17 protein-coding genes and 1 pseudogene are annotated in these 17503 nt (G+C 38.3%); 6 read left to right on the plus strand and 12 right to left on the minus strand.

The genetic code is table 11. From position 1 onward, the window contains the following. Window positions 1-25 precede the first annotated feature (25 nt). From mutL to QJV33_RS03080, 8 genes and pseudogenes are all read right to left on the minus strand, one after another. Window positions 26-1903, minus strand: coding sequence for a DNA mismatch repair endonuclease MutL (mutL, locus tag QJV33_RS03045; RefSeq protein WP_281461937.1), 1878 nt, complete (start codon window positions 1901-1903; stop codon window positions 26-28). 23 nt (window positions 1904-1926) lie between these two features. Further along, complete coding sequence (locus QJV33_RS03050; protein WP_281461938.1) at window positions 1927-2445, minus strand: DUF3035 domain-containing protein; 519 nt, start codon at window positions 2443-2445, stop codon at window positions 1927-1929. A gap of 63 nt (window positions 2446-2508) precedes the next feature. Then, window positions 2509-3018: a signal peptidase II gene (gene lspA / locus QJV33_RS03055; protein ID WP_281461939.1), complete on the minus strand. Its 510-nt coding sequence runs from the start codon at window positions 3016-3018 to the stop codon at window positions 2509-2511. 21 nt (window positions 3019-3039) lie between these two features. After that, window positions 3040-5919 carry an isoleucine--tRNA ligase gene (ileS, locus tag QJV33_RS03060; protein WP_281461940.1) on the minus strand — a complete coding sequence of 960 codons (2880 nt, stop codon included), beginning with the start codon at window positions 5917-5919 and terminating at the stop codon, window positions 3040-3042. A 129-nt stretch (window positions 5920-6048) separates the two neighbouring features. Then, window positions 6049-6990, minus strand: coding sequence for a bifunctional riboflavin kinase/FAD synthetase (locus tag QJV33_RS03065; RefSeq protein ID WP_281461941.1), 942 nt, complete (start codon window positions 6988-6990; stop codon window positions 6049-6051). A gap of 135 nt (window positions 6991-7125) precedes the next feature. Further along, window positions 7126-7284: pseudogene (locus tag QJV33_RS12000) on the minus strand (twin-arginine translocase TatA/TatE family subunit); the annotation flags it as partial. Between the two features lie 350 nt (window positions 7285-7634). After that, window positions 7635-8090, minus strand: a complete 456-nt coding sequence (locus tag QJV33_RS03075; RefSeq protein ID WP_281461943.1) for a CHAP domain-containing protein — start codon at window positions 8088-8090, stop codon at window positions 7635-7637. Between the two features lie 16 nt (window positions 8091-8106). Further along, the gene (locus QJV33_RS03080) at window positions 8107-8676 is read right to left on the minus strand and encodes a regulatory protein RecX (RefSeq protein WP_281461944.1); all 570 of its coding nucleotides are present in this window, start codon (window positions 8674-8676) and stop codon (window positions 8107-8109) included. A 149-nt stretch (window positions 8677-8825) separates the two neighbouring features. On the opposite strand from QJV33_RS03080, the gene QJV33_RS03085 reads away from it, so the two are divergent. The 6 genes from QJV33_RS03085 (at window position 8826) to QJV33_RS03110 (ending at window position 14268) form a co-directional block, all read left to right on the plus strand. After that, window positions 8826-10016: an aspartate aminotransferase family protein gene (locus QJV33_RS03085; RefSeq protein ID WP_281461945.1), complete on the plus strand. Its 1191-nt coding sequence runs from the start codon at window positions 8826-8828 to the stop codon at window positions 10014-10016. Beyond that, window positions 10013-11014 carry an ornithine carbamoyltransferase gene (gene argF, locus QJV33_RS03090; protein WP_281461946.1) on the plus strand — a complete coding sequence of 334 codons (1002 nt, stop codon included), beginning with the start codon at window positions 10013-10015 and terminating at the stop codon, window positions 11012-11014. The genes QJV33_RS03085 and argF overlap by 4 nt, the downstream gene beginning before the upstream one ends. 92 nt (window positions 11015-11106) lie before the next feature. Then, window positions 11107-11658: a hypothetical protein gene (locus QJV33_RS03095; RefSeq protein WP_281461947.1), complete on the plus strand. Its 552-nt coding sequence runs from the start codon at window positions 11107-11109 to the stop codon at window positions 11656-11658. 54 nt (window positions 11659-11712) lie between these two features. After that, the gene (hslO, locus tag QJV33_RS03100) at window positions 11713-12636 is read left to right on the plus strand and encodes an Hsp33 family molecular chaperone HslO (RefSeq protein ID WP_281461948.1); all 924 of its coding nucleotides are present in this window, start codon (window positions 11713-11715) and stop codon (window positions 12634-12636) included. A gap of 98 nt (window positions 12637-12734) precedes the next feature. Next, window positions 12735-13610 (plus strand): hypothetical protein, encoded by an 876-nt coding sequence (locus tag QJV33_RS03105; protein WP_281461949.1) that lies wholly within the window; start codon window positions 12735-12737, stop codon window positions 13608-13610. 76 nt (window positions 13611-13686) lie between these two features. Further along, a complete protein-coding gene (locus QJV33_RS03110) occupies window positions 13687-14268 on the plus strand; it encodes a M949_RS01915 family surface polysaccharide biosynthesis protein (RefSeq protein WP_281461950.1) in 582 nt (193 codons plus the stop codon). Window positions 14269-14276: 8 nt separating this feature from the next. On the opposite strand, the gene QJV33_RS03115 is transcribed toward QJV33_RS03110, so the two are convergent. The 4 genes from QJV33_RS03115 to QJV33_RS12005 all read right to left on the minus strand — a co-directional run bounded on the left by QJV33_RS03115 (window position 14277) and on the right by QJV33_RS12005 (window position 17353). Next, the gene (locus QJV33_RS03115) at window positions 14277-14858 is read right to left on the minus strand and encodes a LutC/YkgG family protein (RefSeq protein ID WP_281461951.1); all 582 of its coding nucleotides are present in this window, start codon (window positions 14856-14858) and stop codon (window positions 14277-14279) included. Next, a complete protein-coding gene (locus tag QJV33_RS03120) occupies window positions 14851-16293 on the minus strand; it encodes a lactate utilization protein B (protein ID WP_281461952.1) in 1443 nt (480 codons plus the stop codon). Before QJV33_RS03120 ends, QJV33_RS03115 begins: the two co-directional genes overlap by 8 nt. Further along, on the minus strand, window positions 16290-17033 hold the full coding sequence (locus QJV33_RS03125) for a (Fe-S)-binding protein (protein WP_281461953.1): 744 nt from the start codon (window positions 17031-17033) through the stop codon (window positions 16290-16292). The genes QJV33_RS03120 and QJV33_RS03125 overlap by 4 nt, the downstream gene beginning before the upstream one ends. A gap of 95 nt (window positions 17034-17128) precedes the next feature. Beyond that, the gene (locus tag QJV33_RS12005; protein ID WP_408869663.1) at window positions 17129-17353 is read right to left on the minus strand and encodes an abortive infection family protein; all 225 of its coding nucleotides are present in this window, start codon (window positions 17351-17353) and stop codon (window positions 17129-17131) included. Window positions 17354-17503 lie beyond the last annotated feature (150 nt).

Raw genomic sequence — 17503 nt, forward strand, 5'->3', positions numbered from 1 at the left:
ATTTTACCATTATTTACATATCGCATTAAGAGCGATGAAACAGCTTTTCTATATCTTTTTTTGACCATTTCAACCAAGTTGGGCGACCATGAGAGCAAGTTCCTGCCCTAGGAGTTTCCTCCATTTGCCGCAATAGTGCATTCATTTCATCTATTTTTAACGAACGTCCCGCTCTTATACTATGATGACAAGCCATTCGTGCCAAAATCGCATCTAAACGAAAATGTAAAGATTCTGTCTCTTTGGGCTGAGCTTGTTCATCTGCTTCTAACTCTTCTACTAAATCAATCAATAAAGGCTTTACTGAGATTGCACCTAGTAGTTTGGGCAATGATCGAACCAAAATAGACCTACCCCCAAAAGATTCCAACTCGATCCCCAGCCCTTCCAAACTCTCTTTAAAATCCAATAAACATTGTATCTGGGAATCTGACAACTCAATAACTTCAGGTATCAATAACGGTTGAGCGCAAATTCCTTGTTCTATATATTGTTTTTTTAATAATTCATGAGTTAATCGTTCATGTGCTGCATGTTGGTCAACAATGACCAACTCATCTTCACTTGTAACAGATAAAATATAAGTTTTAAAAATTTGCGCAATGGCTGCACCCAAAGGAAATACTATGTCCTTCGTGTCTTTACCAAAAGTTGGATTTGAAAATGTGACCAAACTATTTCCAACGTCTCGGGCTGACAAAGCACTCTGATTAAATAACACATCCATTTGTTGGAGGGACGTGTGCTGTGGAACAGAAGGTTCAGGTGGCGAGAATAAGGGTCTCTGTATCGAGGATGGATATTGTATATTGACTGATTTTGACTGATATTGGCGCGGAACAACATGCAACGATTCTGGATGAACACCAATATTCCCTGCCCCCATTGCCAAACTTTTTTGAATACTACCGATTAATAATGCACGCACATTGGCTTCATCAGAAAATCTTAATTCTGTTTTAGCGGGGTGAACATTCACATCTAACTGGTCTAAGGGCACTGATAAAAAAAGAGCAACGACTGGGTGCCGTCCCTTTTCTAAAACATCTCTATACCCAACCCGTATAGCCGTCTGCATCACAGGATCAATAACAGGACGATTATTCACCACCATAATCTGACCATTCGTCGTCGACCGATTCACAGAAGAAGCACCGAGAAAACCAGTTAAGTGTAACTCTTCACGCTGAAAATCAATAAAAATCAGTTCTTCTTTGCGTATATCGGTTAAAATTGCCAAGATTCGTTCTTGTTGGGTTTGAATCGGTAAATCAAAAACAGTTTTATCATCCCGAATTAAACATAAAGAAACTTCTGGTCGGGCTACAGCTAGCCTTTGTATCATCGATTCACATCGAGAAAATTCTACTCGAGGAGTTTTTAAAAACTTCCGCCGTGCTGGGGTTGCAAAAAATAAATCTTCGACAACAACTTGAGTTCCTTCCTGTCCAGCAGAGGGCGATATTCCTTTTGTTTTTCCACCTTCAACACTGATCTGCCACGCTTGAGAGGCATTCTTTGTACGAGAAATAATTTTTAAACGTGCAGCCGCACCAATAGAGGGCAAAGCTTCACCACGGAATCCAAGAGTTTGAATGTGAATTAAATCTTCTTCTTTTAATTTAGAAGTACAATGCCGCTCTATCGCCAAAGGCAGATCATTGGATGACATACCGCATCCGTTATCAATCACTTGAATACGGTCTATGCCTCCGTTTACAAGGTGTATAACGATACGATTGGCACCAGCATCCAGTGCATTTTCAACCAACTCTTTAACAACTGCTGCTGGGCGTTCTATGACCTCCCCCGCAGCAATTAAATTAATCGTATGTTCAGATAATTGGCGAATTTTATTAGGATATTGAAAAGCAATATCCCCTCTATCACTTCGTTCAACCAATATCGATCACCTCAAGACAAAAGTTACTTTTTATCTGTTGTAGGGGTTGCGCCTTGATCGGGGCTGATCCCTAAGCTCAAATTATTATGTAAACGTTTATTTTCAGCCGCGCCATCCACAGCAAGATCAGACGGTTTTCCGCTTTTCCAAAACATAATTTGGTCCACAAATCCTTGGTCTGTTACCAATTCATGTTGACGATTAACATCAGCGGACTTGTTGGCTTGTGTTACCAATTGTGACTGACCCTCACTTGGAACATCTTTATCTCTTTCCAAAGCAACATCTGGGGACAAAATTTCCAAAGTTTGTTGACGAATAGATTGTCCTGCAGGACGACCAGCATTGCTATCAGGTAATAACAAACTTTCTGATGGAGGCATGGATAAAGGTGAACGTGTTGTCACCGTATATTCATCAGGCATAGAACGTTTTATCCCAAAAGCACGGGAAACATCTTCCCCCGAACATGCAGAAAGAAGAAACACCGTCATAAGACAGCCAACCGGCATCAAAAAATTCAGGCTTAACTTATGCACCATAATTTGCCTCACCCCTAACTTACAATAAAAAATCAACAAACATTCAATTAAGCGATATACGAATTAACGTTTTGATTCTTTACGAAAAAAAGCGTCAATTAGCAATACACCCACACCACAAACAATCGCGCTATCGGCGATATTAAATACATACCACGACCAACCGCTAACATGAAGATGTATAAAATCCACAACAGCCCCAAAACGTACACGATCGATAATATTTCCGATAGCCCCACCAATAATTGCACCTAAACTGAGAATAACACATAGTTTAGATGCTCTTATCATCCATACAAACAGACCAACTGCAATAGAAAAAGCAACAACAGCAAAAATTATTGGGGCATATTGACCTAAGGCATCCCCCAACATTCCAAACGTGATTGCTTTATTCCATACCATGGTAAAATTTAAGAACGGAAGCGTCTCAACAGAATGCTTTTCAGGCAAGTTAAAAATATTTAAAATCCAATATTTACTAAACTGGTCGCAAACAAGAACCACCACCAGCATCAACATCCCAAAAAGCCATTTTTTAGTTTTCGTCGAACGTGTCGAGACTATATTCATTTTGATCTACAATTTCTATAGTTACTGACTAACGACATCTACACAGCGTAGGCACAATTCTGGATGTTCAGTATTTTCACCAACCTCATCCAAAACTTTCCAACAGCGCGCACATTTTTCACCAGACGCAACCGTAATCACTGGCGGTGCATGGGGGTCCCCTTGTTGTTCTTCATCTTCTGTATAAAGCGATGCTGAACCGGGCACAACCTGAATATCTACTTGTGAAACAATCACCAACTCTGCCCAATCATATTGCCCAAAAAGTGCCGCTTCTTTTTCTGAGAATGCAAGTTCAACAGCTGCTTGTAAAGAAGATTTAATCAACCCTTCTCTTCTAGCATTTTCGATCTCAGTGGTAATAATACGACGAATGGCTCTGACTTGTAACCATGCTTCAGCCAATCCTTCATTATTCCATTCTGTTGGTAAGTCTGGAAAATCTTGTAAATGAACACTTTGATCTTCACCAAAACGAGCCGTCCATGCTTCTTCTGCGGTAAAACATAATACAGGTGCCAGCCAAGCACATAAACAACGATGCAAAATATCCAAAACTGTTCTGGCAGCTCTGCGACGCAGATTACTTGTATCATCGCAATAAAGAGCATCTTTACGGATATCGAAATAGAACGCAGACAAATCAACCGTACAAAAGTGATGTAAAGTTGGATAAACTCCTACCCACTCATGAGATTTCACGGCTTGCTGAATAATTTTATTCATTTCGGTTAAGCGATGCAAAACCCATTTTTCAAGTTCTGGCAACTCTGTATACGGCACTTTCTCAGAATCAGAGAATCCATCCAGCCCCCCCAACAACCAACGCAACGTGTTGCGCAAACGACGATATAAATCGCCTTGTTGTTTTAGGATTTCATTACCGATACGCAAATCTTCATTTGTGTCAGAATTCATAACCCAAAGACGCAAAATATCCGCACCCATTGAATCATTTACATCTTGTGGGGCAACGACATTTCCCAAAGATTTGGACATTTTGCGTCCTTGCTCATCCATCACAAAACCGTTTGTAACAATGGCTTTATATGGGGCAACGCCTCTGGTGCCAACACATTCCAACAACGAAGACTGAAACCAACCCCGATGCTGATCTGATCCTTCAAGATATAAATCAGCTGGAAAGTTTAATTTATCTCGTCCCAAAACAAAGGCATGGGTTGAACCACTTTCAAACCAAACATCCACAATATCAAAGACTTGTTCAAAATCATCCGCATTATAGCCCTCACCGAGGAAACGAGACGCTGGAGAGGTATACCAAGCATCTGCACCTTCAACTTTGAATGCTTCAACAATCCGTTGCATTACTTCTTTATCGCGCAATACCTCACGTGTTTCTTTGTTCACAAACACAGCGATCGGTACGCCCCAAGCCCGTTGGCGACTAATACACCAATCTGGACGAGATGCCACCATACTGGTTAAACGATTACGAATTTGTGCAGGAACAAATGTTACATCTTCTAATACAGACAAAGCATTTTGACGGATTTGTCTATCATCATCCATCGCAATAAACCATTGTGGTGTTGCACGATAAATAACTGGCGCTCTTGAACGCCAAGAATGAGGATAAGAATGAACAATAGAAGATCTGGCAACCAGACCTGTAAAGGCTTTACCTTCTGTTCGTGCTTGTTGTGAAGCTTCAATCAACTGGTCACAAACGGGTTCTGCTGCTTTAAAAACATGAATACCAGCAAATAATGGAACAGTTGGTGCATACACACCGTCATCTTGAACCAGCTCATCAACACCAATTTGATGGTCACGACAAAGATAAAAATCGTCTTCACCATGAGCAGGCGCACAATGAACCAACCCAGTTCCAGCTTCTGTCGTTACAAATTCACCTGCAAGCAAAGGCACATCATAATCAAACCCTTTCCCGCGGAAAGGATGTGCTGCAACAGCACCCTTCAATTCTTGGCCAGAAAATGTATGTAACGCTTGATGATCGGTAATACCGACTTGCTGACAAAATGAATCCGCAAGATCTTGTGCAATTAAAAATTTAGAACCAACAGTAATATGCGATTTATCGCTGACAACTTGAGCAATAATGACTTGGTAATTAATATCATTATTGTACGCAATCGCCCTGTTTGCAGGAATGGTCCAAGGTGTCGTTGTCCAAATCACCGCTGAAACACCGTCTAACATACGACTAGGCGTAGAATCTGTTACAATTGGGAACGCGACAAAAATCGTCACAGAAGTATGATCGTGATATTCAATTTCTGCTTCGGCCAACGCTGTTTTTTCAACAGGGCTCCACATTACAGGACGTAGACCACGATACAAACTGCCATTTAACAAGAAAAGACCAATTTCTTCAACGATCGTTGCTTCAGAAGAGAAATCCATCGTTGCATAACGATTATCCCATTCAGCCTGAACCCCTAAACGTTGAAACTCAGAAGATTGAGTGGATAACCATTCTTTGGCATAATTACGACATTCTGCACGAAATTGTAAAACAGGAACATCATCTTTATTCTTGCCTGCTTTACGATATTGTTCCTCGATACGCCATTCAATCGGCAAGCCATGACAATCCCAACCAGGAATATAACGAACAACCTCACCACTCATTCTATGGGCACGGTTAATAACATCTTTGATAATTTTATTTAACGCATGACCAATATGTAAATGACCATTTGCATATGGAGGTCCATCATGAAGCGTAAATACTTTATGACCCGCAGCCAAACGTTCGTCAGATTTTTTCTGTATGGCTTCATCCAACCCTATCTTCTTCCAGTGAGCCAGAATTTCTGGCTCTTTTTTAGGTAAGCCACCACGCATAGGAAAGGAAGTAGAAGGCAAAAATACTGTATCACGATACAGATCAGTCGGTTTGGATTCAGTCATAACATTATTCTAACTGTAACAATAATAAACAAAACGACTATCAATCCTTAAATAACGATAAAAATCAATAGTCCACGAATATCCATCAATAACCTATTTAATAGATTATTTTCAATTCATAATTACAAATTATCTCATTATTTCAAGATTACTAAAAAATTCTTTTGCATCCAGTGCATCTTTGGCGATTTGGTTCTTTAATTCATCCAACCCAGAAAAGCGTTTTTCTGCACGTATAAAATGATGCAACCATACGTGTAGCTCTTGCCCATAAATATCTTGATCGAAATCAAATAAATGCACTTCTAAACGGCATTCATTTTGCTGACCAAAAGTAGGGCGATAGCCAACATTAGCAACACCATCACGCATTTCGCCATTAGGTAACGCAATTTTCACAGCATATACCCCACACATGGGCTCAACATGCTCACCCAATGGTAAATTTGCCGTTGGGAACCCAATTGTTCTGCCACGTTTATCGCCATGTTGAACAATAGCCTGAATACTCCAAACCCTACCTAATAATTCAGCAGCTTTTCGAGGGTGCCCTTCTCTTAATAAATGACGAATACGACTGGAAGAAATAACTTCTGCTTTGTCCTGTAAAGGTTCCAAAACCGTCAAACCTATTCCCAGAGATTGTGTTTCAGAGGTTAAATATTCAATATTTCCACTGCGCCCCTTACCAAAAGCAAAGCAATTACCACAAGCAATATGGGTCACCCCTAATTGCATATGTAAAATTTGATGTACAAAATCATGCGCACTTAAAGATGCAAATTCTTGTGTAAAATCGATTTGAAAAATGAAATCTACACCCAGCGCTTTCAAAACTGCATTCCGTTCATCAGCATTTGTTAAACGAAAGGGTGCAGCCTCTTTGAAAAAAAGCTGTCGCGGATGAGGCTCAAACGTCACAACAGATAAGGGGCGGTTTGGATGCTGTTCACGCAAGCTTTGTATCAAATATACATGCCCACGATGCACACCGTCAAAATTCCCTAAAGCTGCCACACTCCCTTTGGCATCTTGGGAAAGAGATTGGTTATTTTTAAAAATCACAGTCATAAACGACTATCTATTCCTTTGGTAAATTTACTTCTTTTCAGAATCAGAAGAGACAGTCGTTTTTGAAGGTTCATTAAAAGACACAGAGTCGTCTTTCTGATCTGATGCTGATAATGTTTTATTTTGTTGGGTCGTAGAAGAATTTGACGATGATTCATCATCAGCCATATTCTTTTTAAAAGATTTGATCCCCTTGGCAAAATCCCCCATCAAGGAAGATACTTTAGTTGATCCAAATAATAATAAAATAACAATTAATACAATCAGCCAATGCCAAATACTTAAGCTACCCATAGTATCCTCATATTTATGTTTGGGTTAAATCAATATCTCTATTGTTTCAAATACTTCTTAAGTGCTTTGATAGCAAGTATCAAGAAAGTAATCACTAAAACAATTACAGCAAGATATACAACTAGAATCAACAAAACAACTAGCCAATGAAAAACAATCAGATCACCCATAATACACTGCACCCAAAATATTCAACTCATTTAAACATCACAACCAAATATTTTATAATATCTAAAGAATTACAATATAATTTGATTTCTCGGGCAATACTATAATTTTATCGAGGATGCAAAATTTATAAATCCATACGTACTTTTGTTACGGTTCAATTTTCCTCTACAAAAAACTTATTAAGTCTTTCCAGGCAAAATAAACCCATAAGTTGGGTATTTACGTGTTCCTAATTTATTCGTTGGCGGCCACCATACACGCACCAAAGACCAATCATTGCGAGAGGAAACATCGACAACAGATGCATTATGATTAATTCGTTGTGCATCCCAATTTGCATGATCTACAATAATGGTGCGAGAATCTTTAATTTTCTTGACAACCGACACATGACCATCAGGCAATTTTGATGTTTTACGAAAGACTAAAATCGCCCCTTTTTGGGGTTGTTTTGTATGAGGATACTTTCCTTGCGATTGATACCACCAAGTATAGGCGGAACCTCTAAGCTGAACCCCTGTCAGTTTTCTGGCATAAGGCGCGCATTGTAAAGAACCATTATAACTGCGACCACCACATGCAGCAAGCAAAGGCAACAACAATGTCAATATAAACAATGATCTAAAAATCGTCATTATATCATAACCTTATTTATAAAGACCGCAATCTTTGTATGGTTTCCTCAGCCTCTGCCAGTTCCATTGATAGCACTTTATCTACCATCACAAAAGAAAACCCTCCTCTCGCAAAAGAGGATTGTTCTTTTTGTTTGCTTTCATGAGTAACCTCACGATCTACACGACGAAAAGGACCAATACGCCTTTTCCTAGCATAGACCAAAGCAGCTAATAATTCTGTATCTTGATCCTGATATTGACCTAATACCGACTGAATAACCTCAAAAGCAACACCTTTTTGTAATAATTTATTTTGTATTGCTTTTTGTGAGCGTCCAGAACGTATCAATGAATTCATTTTATATTCAGTATAAGAACAATCATCAACAATTCCTATTTTTTTTACCTTGGCAATGATCTGAGGAATTTGTTGTAACCCTTGTTGTATTCCGTTATCAATCTTTGATTGATCGATACCTTCTTGTTCCGACTTTAATGCCCAACGGCGCAATTTGGCTTTCAAAACACGAATTAACCCTTTTTCAGTGTTATTATATCGTGCTAAATACGCCATTGCATATTCTTGAAGATCTGGATATTTCACAGGACGCATACTCTAATTACATAATGAAACATAATAATAATATTATTGTATATATTTAGCCATGCAAAACAAAAAGAAAAATTGACTTTATAAATACAATCACAGATTATGATTCTTTTCTTTAAACTAATTCATGAAGAAGAGTAACCATGATATCCGTTCTTATGCCTACCTATAATCGTGCAAATCTTGCTTTTACGCAAGGTCAAGGCGCTTGGCTTTTTACGGAAGATAAACGACGATTTTTAGATTTTGGTGCAGGCATCGCGACCTCCTCTATTGGGCACAACCACCCTCACCTTGCAAATACCATTGCGGAACAAGCAAAATTAGTATTGCATGTTTCCAATTTATATCGCATTCCACAAGCAGAAAAACTGGCACAAAGACTGGTTGAAATCAGCTTTGCCGACAGTGTTTTTTTCTGTAACTCTGGTGCGGAAGCCAATGAAGGACTAATCAAGGGAATCCGTAGAGCGCAATTTAAAAATGGTCATCCTGAACGTACAGATATTATTTGCTTTGAAAATGCTTTTCATGGCAGAACGTTGTCAACCTTAACCGCTACTGGCAATCCAAAATATCTTGAAGGATTTGAACCCAGACTTCCTGGAATAAAACATATTCCTGTTGGAGATTTAGAAGCCTTACACAAGGCTGTTGATGAACATACTGCGGGATTCCTGATTGAACCCATCCAAGGGGAAAGTGGTATCAATGTTGTTCCAGAAGATTTCTTACAGGAGCTTAGAAAAATCTGTGATGAAAAAGAATTATATCTAGGGTTTGATGAAATCCAATGCGGGATGGGACGCACTGGTAAAATGTTTGCCTATCAATGGACAGGTATTGAACCTGATATTATGTCCTTAGCAAAAGGAATCGCTGGTGGTGTTCCAATGGGTGCGTTTTTGGCTAAGGAATCCATTGCAAAACATTTAACGTCAGGAACACATGGATCAACCTTTGGTGGAAATCCATTGGCTTGTGCTGCAGGAAATGCGGTGTTGGATATTTTATTAGCGCCTGGTTTTTTAAATCACGTTATACAAACAGGAAACTATTTAAAGAACGAATTCCAAACATTAATTGCACAATACCCAACGATTTTTGAAGAAGTCAAAGGCAAAGGATTAATGTTAGGTCTTAAGGGGACATTACCTCCTACTGAAATTCAAAATACCGCTTTACATCAAGAGTTACTAACTGTTGCTGCAGGAAATAATGTGCTTCGAATTGTTCCTCCTTTGATTATCAACGAGGAAGAATGTCGCGAAGGTGCAAACCGTTTGGCAAAAGCTGCAAAGCAATTACAAAATATTATGGAACAAAATCAATGAGCCCTTTATCAAAGCCTCATCAAAACAACCAGCATAGTGCAAAATACAAACATTTCCTTGATATTCGTGACCTATCAAAACAAGATTTACAGGACATGATTATTTTGGGAAAACAGATGAAGGATATGCAGGCAAATCGCAAATATCCTTTACATCCTGCAGCACCTTTAAAAGGGAAAAATATTGCGTTAATTTTCTCTAAACCTTCGACCAGAACGCGTGTTTCTTTTGAAGTCGGTATTCGTCAATTAGGCGGTGATTCAGTTGTTTTATCAACGGATAGTATGCAGATCGGTCGTGGGGAAACCATTGCTGATACAGCACGTGTATTATCCAGATTCGTTGATGCAATGATCCTCAGGACAGGTTGCACAGATGATCTTGTGGGTCTTGCTGAATTAAGTTCTGTGCCTGTTATTAATGGATTAACACCGACCTCTCATCCTTCTCAAATCATTGCTGATATTATGACTTTCGAGGAACATAAGGGACCAATCAAGGGACGAACCCTTGCATGGCTGGGCGATGGCAATAATGTTGCCAGCTCTCTCATCGAAGCAGCAACACAGTTTGAATTTACTTTAAATCTTGCTACCCCTCATGCGTTTTCCCCTTCTCAAGAAGTCCTAGAGTGGGCTAAAGCAAACGGTGGCAATATTCACGTAACAACAGATCCTAAAGAAGCGGTTAGAAATGTGGATGCCATTGTGACCGATACTTGGGTCAGTATGTCCGACAGCGATGATGAAAAACAAGTTCGTTTAAAAGCCTTAGCCCCTTATCAAGTCAATACCGAGTTAATGAAATTAGCCGCTTCTGATGCGATTTTCTTACATTGTTTACCTGCACATATTGGTGAGGAAGTGACCGAAGAAGTCTTTGAAAGCAAACAATCTGTTGTATTTGATGAAGCTGAAAATCGCCTTCATGCGCATAAAGCCATCTTGATTTGGTCAATGATGGGTGACGATTGGCGACAATATGGTTCTGAAAGTTAAGAATTTTTAATCGTTTTCTATCTTGAATCAATCAGTGGATTTATAAATATTATAGATCCATTTTTGAATTTTAAGTACCTGAAGAAGTATCGATGTCTATCATCCCTATTTTAAAAAGTGAATTAGATATAAAAACGATTTTTAAACCCAATGGTAAATCCAGTGGGAAAAGTGTCATTTATCTAAAAGGATATAAGACAGAATGCCTTCTTAAAGGTTGTTTTCTTGATAAAGTTTTTAAAATTTATTCATATTATGTAATTTTTACTTCCTATGATAAAGATGAAGTTCATAATTTGATTATTTCAATAATCACACTGGATGCTATTCTTTTAGAAGAAGTTGCAATTACCAATCCACAATGGGTTTATGATTATTTTGATGATACGGCAGATCATGTATCCAATTTTACTTTTGAACAGCCGAATATCATCAATTTTTATTTTTTAAATAATGATTTATGGAAGATGGAAATATTTGAACAACCTCAATTTATGTGGTCATCTATAATACTCTTTGATTTACTGCTTATTACGTTTGATGGAGAAAACTGTAAAGGAGTTCGTCGTAAATCATGGCTCTTTAAAATCTATTTCAGATTTCAAAAGAATAGCGACTTGCTTCAAAATAAAAAACAATCCTAGAACAAATTAAAATAAGATATCAATCCTTTATAACGCAAAAAAAGAAACAAAATAATGACTGAACATACACATATTTCCGACCGTCCTGATGTCCCTGAATTGACAATCCCAACAGGTATTACGCCTTTCTTTTTCCCTTATGCCAGAGGGCGTTTAATTCGCCTTGGTGCGTTGGCAAATACATTATTAGAACGTCACCAATATCCTTATTCTATTTCTAAACTCGGTGGTGAAGCACTAGCACTTGTGGCAGGATTAGCAGCAGCGCTTAAATTTGAAGGTTCTTTTTCTTTACAGGTCAAAGGCGAAGGTGCTGTTTCTTTGCTGGTTGTTGATTGCACACATAACGGAGAGCTGCGTTTTTATGCACGTTTTGACGAAAAAAAAGTAGCCCAATTACCCAAAGAAGCAACTGCTTTAGAACTTTTTGAAAAGGGGTTATTTGCTCTTACTGTTGACCAGCATAATGACAAAGATACCTATCAAGGAATGGTTAAAATTACGGGAAACAGCCTCTCTGAAATGACCAGTCATTATTTTGAAAGCAGCGAACAACTCTCCAGCTGGATCCGCTTATATTGTGAACACACCTCAAATGGGTGGCAAGCCTCTGGATTAATTTTAGAAAAAATTGCCAATGACCCTTCTACCATTGTGAAAAATGACGAAGAAATCACCAACGCAGCAGAAGAATGGAACACTTTGACTATTCTGGCAGAAACCATGACTTCCAAAGAAATGCTGGATCAAACGATTGACAATCATCAATTGCTTTATCGTTTATTTAACAGCACTTCTATTTCTATTGGAACGGCAAAGCCCGTTTCTTATGGGTGTCGTTGTTCTCGTTCTCGTCTGGAAACTCTTTTGAAAACTTTCAGCAAAGAGGACATTAATGATATGAATAAAGATGGAAACATTACAATGACATGTGAATTTTGTCGTTATGATTTTATTTTTAAACAAACAGAAATTTAATGCATAAAATAAAACGTGTATCTTAACGTAATTATCTTTATAATTTCATTTTAAATTTATACATGTCTGCTGTTTTATTCTGCACAAAGGAATATCAAATGTCGTCAACACAACAAACCACATTATCTCTTAGATTAAAATTATGTGCTTCTGCATTGCTACTCATCACACCAATGATTGGATTAACCGCCTGCTCCAGCGATGATCCAAAAACATTTGCACCCTTAACTTATGACTATTTGACTCCTATTTTTTTAAATGTCGGTCAAATTAACGTCCAAAATATAGCCGAGAATCAAAAATATCCTCGTGATGTTACCAATCTTAGTCCAGTTTTACCGGCTGCTGCTTTGGAAAATATGGCTAAGACACGTTTTCAAGCTCGTGGTTCTTCTGGCAGTGCGAATTTCATCATTAACCGTGCTTCTTTGCAAGAACAAGGTCATAATGGCATTTACGGACAAATGGATGCTACGTTGGATATTTATGATAATAGCAATAAAAAAGTTGCGTCTGTTACTGCCAGTGTCAATCATACCTATAATATTGATTCTGCCAAAGGCGCAGCAAGCAACAAAAGCAATCTATATGATGCAACTCAAAAGCTGATGCAAGACATGAATGTAGAATTAGAATTCCAAATTCGTAAGCATTTAGGAAGCTGGATTGTTGATGCTACGGGAACCCCTGTTGCTGGAAGCATCCAAACCCAAGACCTTGGAAAACCTGGGTCAACAGCACAACCCCCTACCACCACACCTACTACGCAATCAAGTAGTAAAACCAATACACCTCACCCATCCCCATCATCAGATGACGATGACCTCAGTGCTATTTTTCCAGGTGGAAAACCCGATACTGTTAATAAAAAGACACAAGAGGGGCAACAATCTTCAGGGAAAACAACCAATGGTAAATTTCCCGTTGGAAGTTTAGGAACTCTGCCTGAAGGTTCTACACCTAAGGGATATTAAGTTTTTCGTTCAATTCTTACTTATGAAGCACGTTTGAACTTCATGAGTAAGGTTGGTAATAAATCGGTAAAAAACGATGACGTTTAAAAATAAAATGCACCTCATTAAAAATGCCATTGCATTTATCATTTCTATGGTTTTGAACCCATTTATCGCGCAAGCAAATACGTATAAAAAAACATGGAACGACGCAAAGGGACAGCATGATGTTATCCTTATCGTCAAAGAAATGGCTTCAGATGAGCTGCAACAAGTATCTTTATCAGGAAAAGGTTTTATTAATAATCAACAAGAGTGGACTATCCATGATTTTGTTAAAGACTGTCCTGTCGATGCAAATATAACAATAAACCCAAAATCATTTGAGAATATTGACCTTAATAAAACGAATAATCATTACCTACTTTTTTCATACAGCATCAGCTGTCGAGGGGGTATTGATCCCGAAGATATAAAATATTTTGCATATCAAAATGGTCAAAAATATACCATGAAAGGTGAACAAACTATTATTATAGGAAAGGATAAATTTGGAGGCGAGAGGAAACCTTCAGTCAGCTCTAACTTGCAAAAGAACCTTTCCTTATTGAACTACATGCAGGAAAAATGGCCAATTATTTCTACCTATAATTATAATATAGATAACTCTGCTAAATAATGAATAAGCTATTCTATCAATAACACAGATAAAGAACGCACCCCTTGCGCACCACGGATTAATACGCCTTCGATATCCGCAGTCGCTGAGGGTCCACTATGTAATGCTGCATAATGAATTTGTTTCCATTCTGAACGTGCATAAGCATCGTGCAAATTCTCTACTATTTGTTTTGGATCAAGGAATATAATCAAATGTTGAGGTAAATATCCTAACGTATTAATGAATAAATCCTGTTCAGTTAAGCAAATCGAACCTGTTTCAGCCACGCCAAAACTAGCACGTAAAACCCCATAATCTATATCTTGCAACTCTTTAGGCTCAGTTGTTTCCGTTAAATGTCTATTGCCTAGTATTTCAGGAACAACAGAGCAAATAATTTTGCTTTGTGCAATTTTTTCTTTAACAAATTTATAAGGGTCTTGTGGGTCTGTTTCAATGATCTGCCCACCCATTGCAATCAATGATTGCTTAAATTTATCAACGATATTTGCAGGATCTTGATGAAAGAAAGGAACTGTTGGTGCCTCAGAACGCTCGGTATGACAAGATTGACGGATTTGAGTTAAAATAAATTCACGACTACTCATCAGCCTTTCCTTTCTTCATGTAATTTTTTGCATACCAACTATGAAAAGTTTCTTTAGGAGGTGTTGGTATATCTCGTTGCCTTCCCCATGTATTCAACTGATTATAAACCATGAAATGAGGTAAATATGACAAAAGCTTGTCGCCTGTTTGAACTGCCATACGATAGGCTTTGGGATGTGCAAATAATTTGCCCAACGAAGTCATAATAATACGCTTGGACAAAGAAAGCTCTTTTTCCTCTGCAAGCGTTTCGCGCCAAGCAAAAATTTGCTCGTGTAAGTTAATTTTTACAGGACAAACATTTGTGCAACTGCCATTCAACGTCGAAGCAAAAGGCAGATTACGATATTTATGAACATTATAAGTCGGGCTTAAAATCAACCCAATCGGCCCAGCATAAACACTGCCATAGCTCAGCCCACCACTGCGACGGAAAACAGGACATGTATTCATACAAGCCCCACAACGGATACATTTCAATCCAGCTTTGAATTTATGACTGGCAAGACGTGTTGATCGACCATTATCCACCAACACCACATGCATTTCCCCCCCTTTACGAGGACCACTAAAATACGAGGTATATTGAGTGATCGGCGATCCCAAAGCACTACGGGACAAAAGACGGATAAAGACAGCAAGATGCTCCATTTTAGGGATAATCTTTTCAATCCCCACCGTGACAATATGTAAAGGAGGCGTATTCGCCGAAAGATCAGCATTGCCCTCATTGGTACAAACAACAACAGCCCCAGTCTCAGCCACAAGGAAATTCGCCCCTGTCATACCAGCATCAGCGTTTAAGATATAAGGGCGGGTAGTTTCTCTTTGCGTTGTGGCTAAATAATGAACGTCATTATTGCCTTCTTCGGCGTTTAATGTTTTCACAAAGACCTTGGAAACATCGGTTCTGCTTTTATGCACTGCGGGCACAACAACATGACTAGGGTCTTCTTTATCCAACTGTTGAATACGTTCCCCAAGATCTGTTTCAATAACTGTCACGCCTTCTTCTTCTAAGTGCTGACGTAACAGACATTCCTCACCAAGCATGGATTTGCTTTTAACAAGATTCTTTGCATCATGCTCTTTTAAAATACCCGCAATAATCTGGTTACTTTCTTGCGCATCTTTAGCCCAATGCACATGCACCCCATTTGCTTTGGCATTACGTTCAAATTCTTCTAAATAATCCGCCAAATGATCTAAAGTATGGGATTTAATATCAGAGGCTAAGTCTCTCAGCTCTTCCCATTCAGGGATCAAATGCATCTGTGCATCACGCTTCTTACGCAAATCCCATAAACGTTGGTCGTGCATTTGCTGATGCGCAGAGGCTGCAATAAAACGATTAGCTGCCTCTAATTGATTAACCGGTTTATTCCCTTTGATTTTAGCACCTTTGGGCTGAATTTCTTGTTGTAAATCACTCATGATAAATCTCCATTTAAGATTTGCGCAATATGAGCATATTTTAAATCAACACCCATTCTCATTGCACACCCCTTTTGATGCATTAAACAAGAGCTATCCGCAGAAACAACATATTCCGCACCACTGCGATGTTGATCCATCACTTTATCCTGTCCCATTTTTGCGGAAACGCCTTCCTCAAAAATAGAAAAAGTTCCGCCAAAGCCACAACATTCATCAGGGCGTTCTAGTTCAACAAATTCAATCCCTTTGACTTTGGATAATAAATCTTTGGGTTTAGAGAAAAAAGGTTCTCTACGTTCAGACATACTGGCATGACGCAACCCACGTAGTGCATTGCAATTATAATGAATCGCCACTTTATGAGAAAAATTTGCCCAAGGAAAAGAAGCTACCTTTAAAATATCATGCAAGAACTCAACTAAATCATAAGTATTTTTACGAACATGTAAAACTTCATCTGTTTGCTGAATCGCATCAAAATGATGGCGTACTTGGTTAGTGCAGCTTCCTGAAGGCATTACGATATAATCAAAACTTGAGAAATTTTTAACAAATAATTTTTCTGTTTCCTCAGCCTCTTTATGACATCCTGTATTCGTCATAGGCTGCCCACAGCAAGTTTGATCAAATGGATAGGTTACATTAACATCAAAACGCTCAAGCAACTTTAAGGTCGATATCCCTACCTCTGGTTCCAAAGCGTCCATATAACATGGGATAAATAACCCGACTTCCATCTGACTAATCCTTTATATAATTTAAATATAATCATATCGATAAGTAATTATGCTCTTTTTTGTAATTGAACTAAAGCATTTAAATATTAAATTATTTAAATGTAGGAATTGATCTCATGTTTTTTCTTATCCCACGTTTCAAGTATAAATAATGCTATTATGTGAGATGAATGTACAGCTAATCGTGCATGACGAGGCTCTAATTTATATGTTTTTTTACCTTGACCATGTGCTGAACTTGAATGTGTTCTAAGACTGGATATACCTTGTACGACAGAAATAAGCCCTGATAAAATTTGTTTTAAATCATGATCCTCTATATTTTGAGATTAAAAATTTAAATCATTTCTAACAATTTCGAAAACTGATTTTAGATCTAAGTTTTTAGGTTTTTCCAACTGTTCGTCTTCTATGTAAACCTTACATATCGTTTCTAAAATGTAGGAATGTTAATTCTCATCTTTTTCCCT

Origin of the sequence: Commensalibacter nepenthis (assembly GCF_029953305.1) — a bacterium.
In the GTDB taxonomy this organism is placed as follows: domain Bacteria; phylum Pseudomonadota; class Alphaproteobacteria; order Acetobacterales; family Acetobacteraceae; genus Commensalibacter; species Commensalibacter nepenthis.

Excerpts from the sequence above, each read along its gene's own strand:
- QJV33_RS03050 (WP_281461938.1), bottom strand. The coding sequence starts at position 2,445 with ATGGTGCATAAGTTAAGCCTGAATTTTTTGATGCCGGTTGGCTGTCTT.
- lspA (WP_281461939.1), bottom strand. The coding sequence starts at position 3,018 with ATGAATATAGTCTCGACACGTTCGACGAAAACTAAAAAATGGCTTTTT.
- ileS (WP_281461940.1), bottom strand. The coding sequence starts at position 5,919 with ATGACTGAATCCAAACCGACTGATCTGTATCGTGATACAGTATTTTTG.
- QJV33_RS03065 (WP_281461941.1), bottom strand. The coding sequence starts at position 6,990 with ATGACTGTGATTTTTAAAAATAACCAATCTCTTTCCCAAGATGCCAAA.
- QJV33_RS03075 (WP_281461943.1), bottom strand. The coding sequence starts at position 8,090 with ATGACGATTTTTAGATCATTGTTTATATTGACATTGTTGTTGCCTTTG.
- QJV33_RS03085 (WP_281461945.1), top strand. The coding sequence starts at position 8,826 with ATGATATCCGTTCTTATGCCTACCTATAATCGTGCAAATCTTGCTTTT.
- argF (WP_281461946.1), top strand. The coding sequence starts at position 10,013 with ATGAGCCCTTTATCAAAGCCTCATCAAAACAACCAGCATAGTGCAAAA.
- QJV33_RS03095 (WP_281461947.1), top strand. The coding sequence starts at position 11,107 with ATGTCTATCATCCCTATTTTAAAAAGTGAATTAGATATAAAAACGATT.
- hslO (WP_281461948.1), top strand. The coding sequence starts at position 11,713 with ATGACTGAACATACACATATTTCCGACCGTCCTGATGTCCCTGAATTG.
- QJV33_RS03105 (WP_281461949.1), top strand. The coding sequence starts at position 12,735 with ATGTCGTCAACACAACAAACCACATTATCTCTTAGATTAAAATTATGT.
- QJV33_RS03110 (WP_281461950.1), top strand. The coding sequence starts at position 13,687 with ATGACGTTTAAAAATAAAATGCACCTCATTAAAAATGCCATTGCATTT.
- QJV33_RS03115 (WP_281461951.1), bottom strand. The coding sequence starts at position 14,858 with ATGAGTAGTCGTGAATTTATTTTAACTCAAATCCGTCAATCTTGTCAT.
- QJV33_RS03120 (WP_281461952.1), bottom strand. The coding sequence starts at position 16,293 with ATGAGTGATTTACAACAAGAAATTCAGCCCAAAGGTGCTAAAATCAAA.
- QJV33_RS03125 (WP_281461953.1), bottom strand. The coding sequence starts at position 17,033 with ATGGAAGTCGGGTTATTTATCCCATGTTATATGGACGCTTTGGAACCA.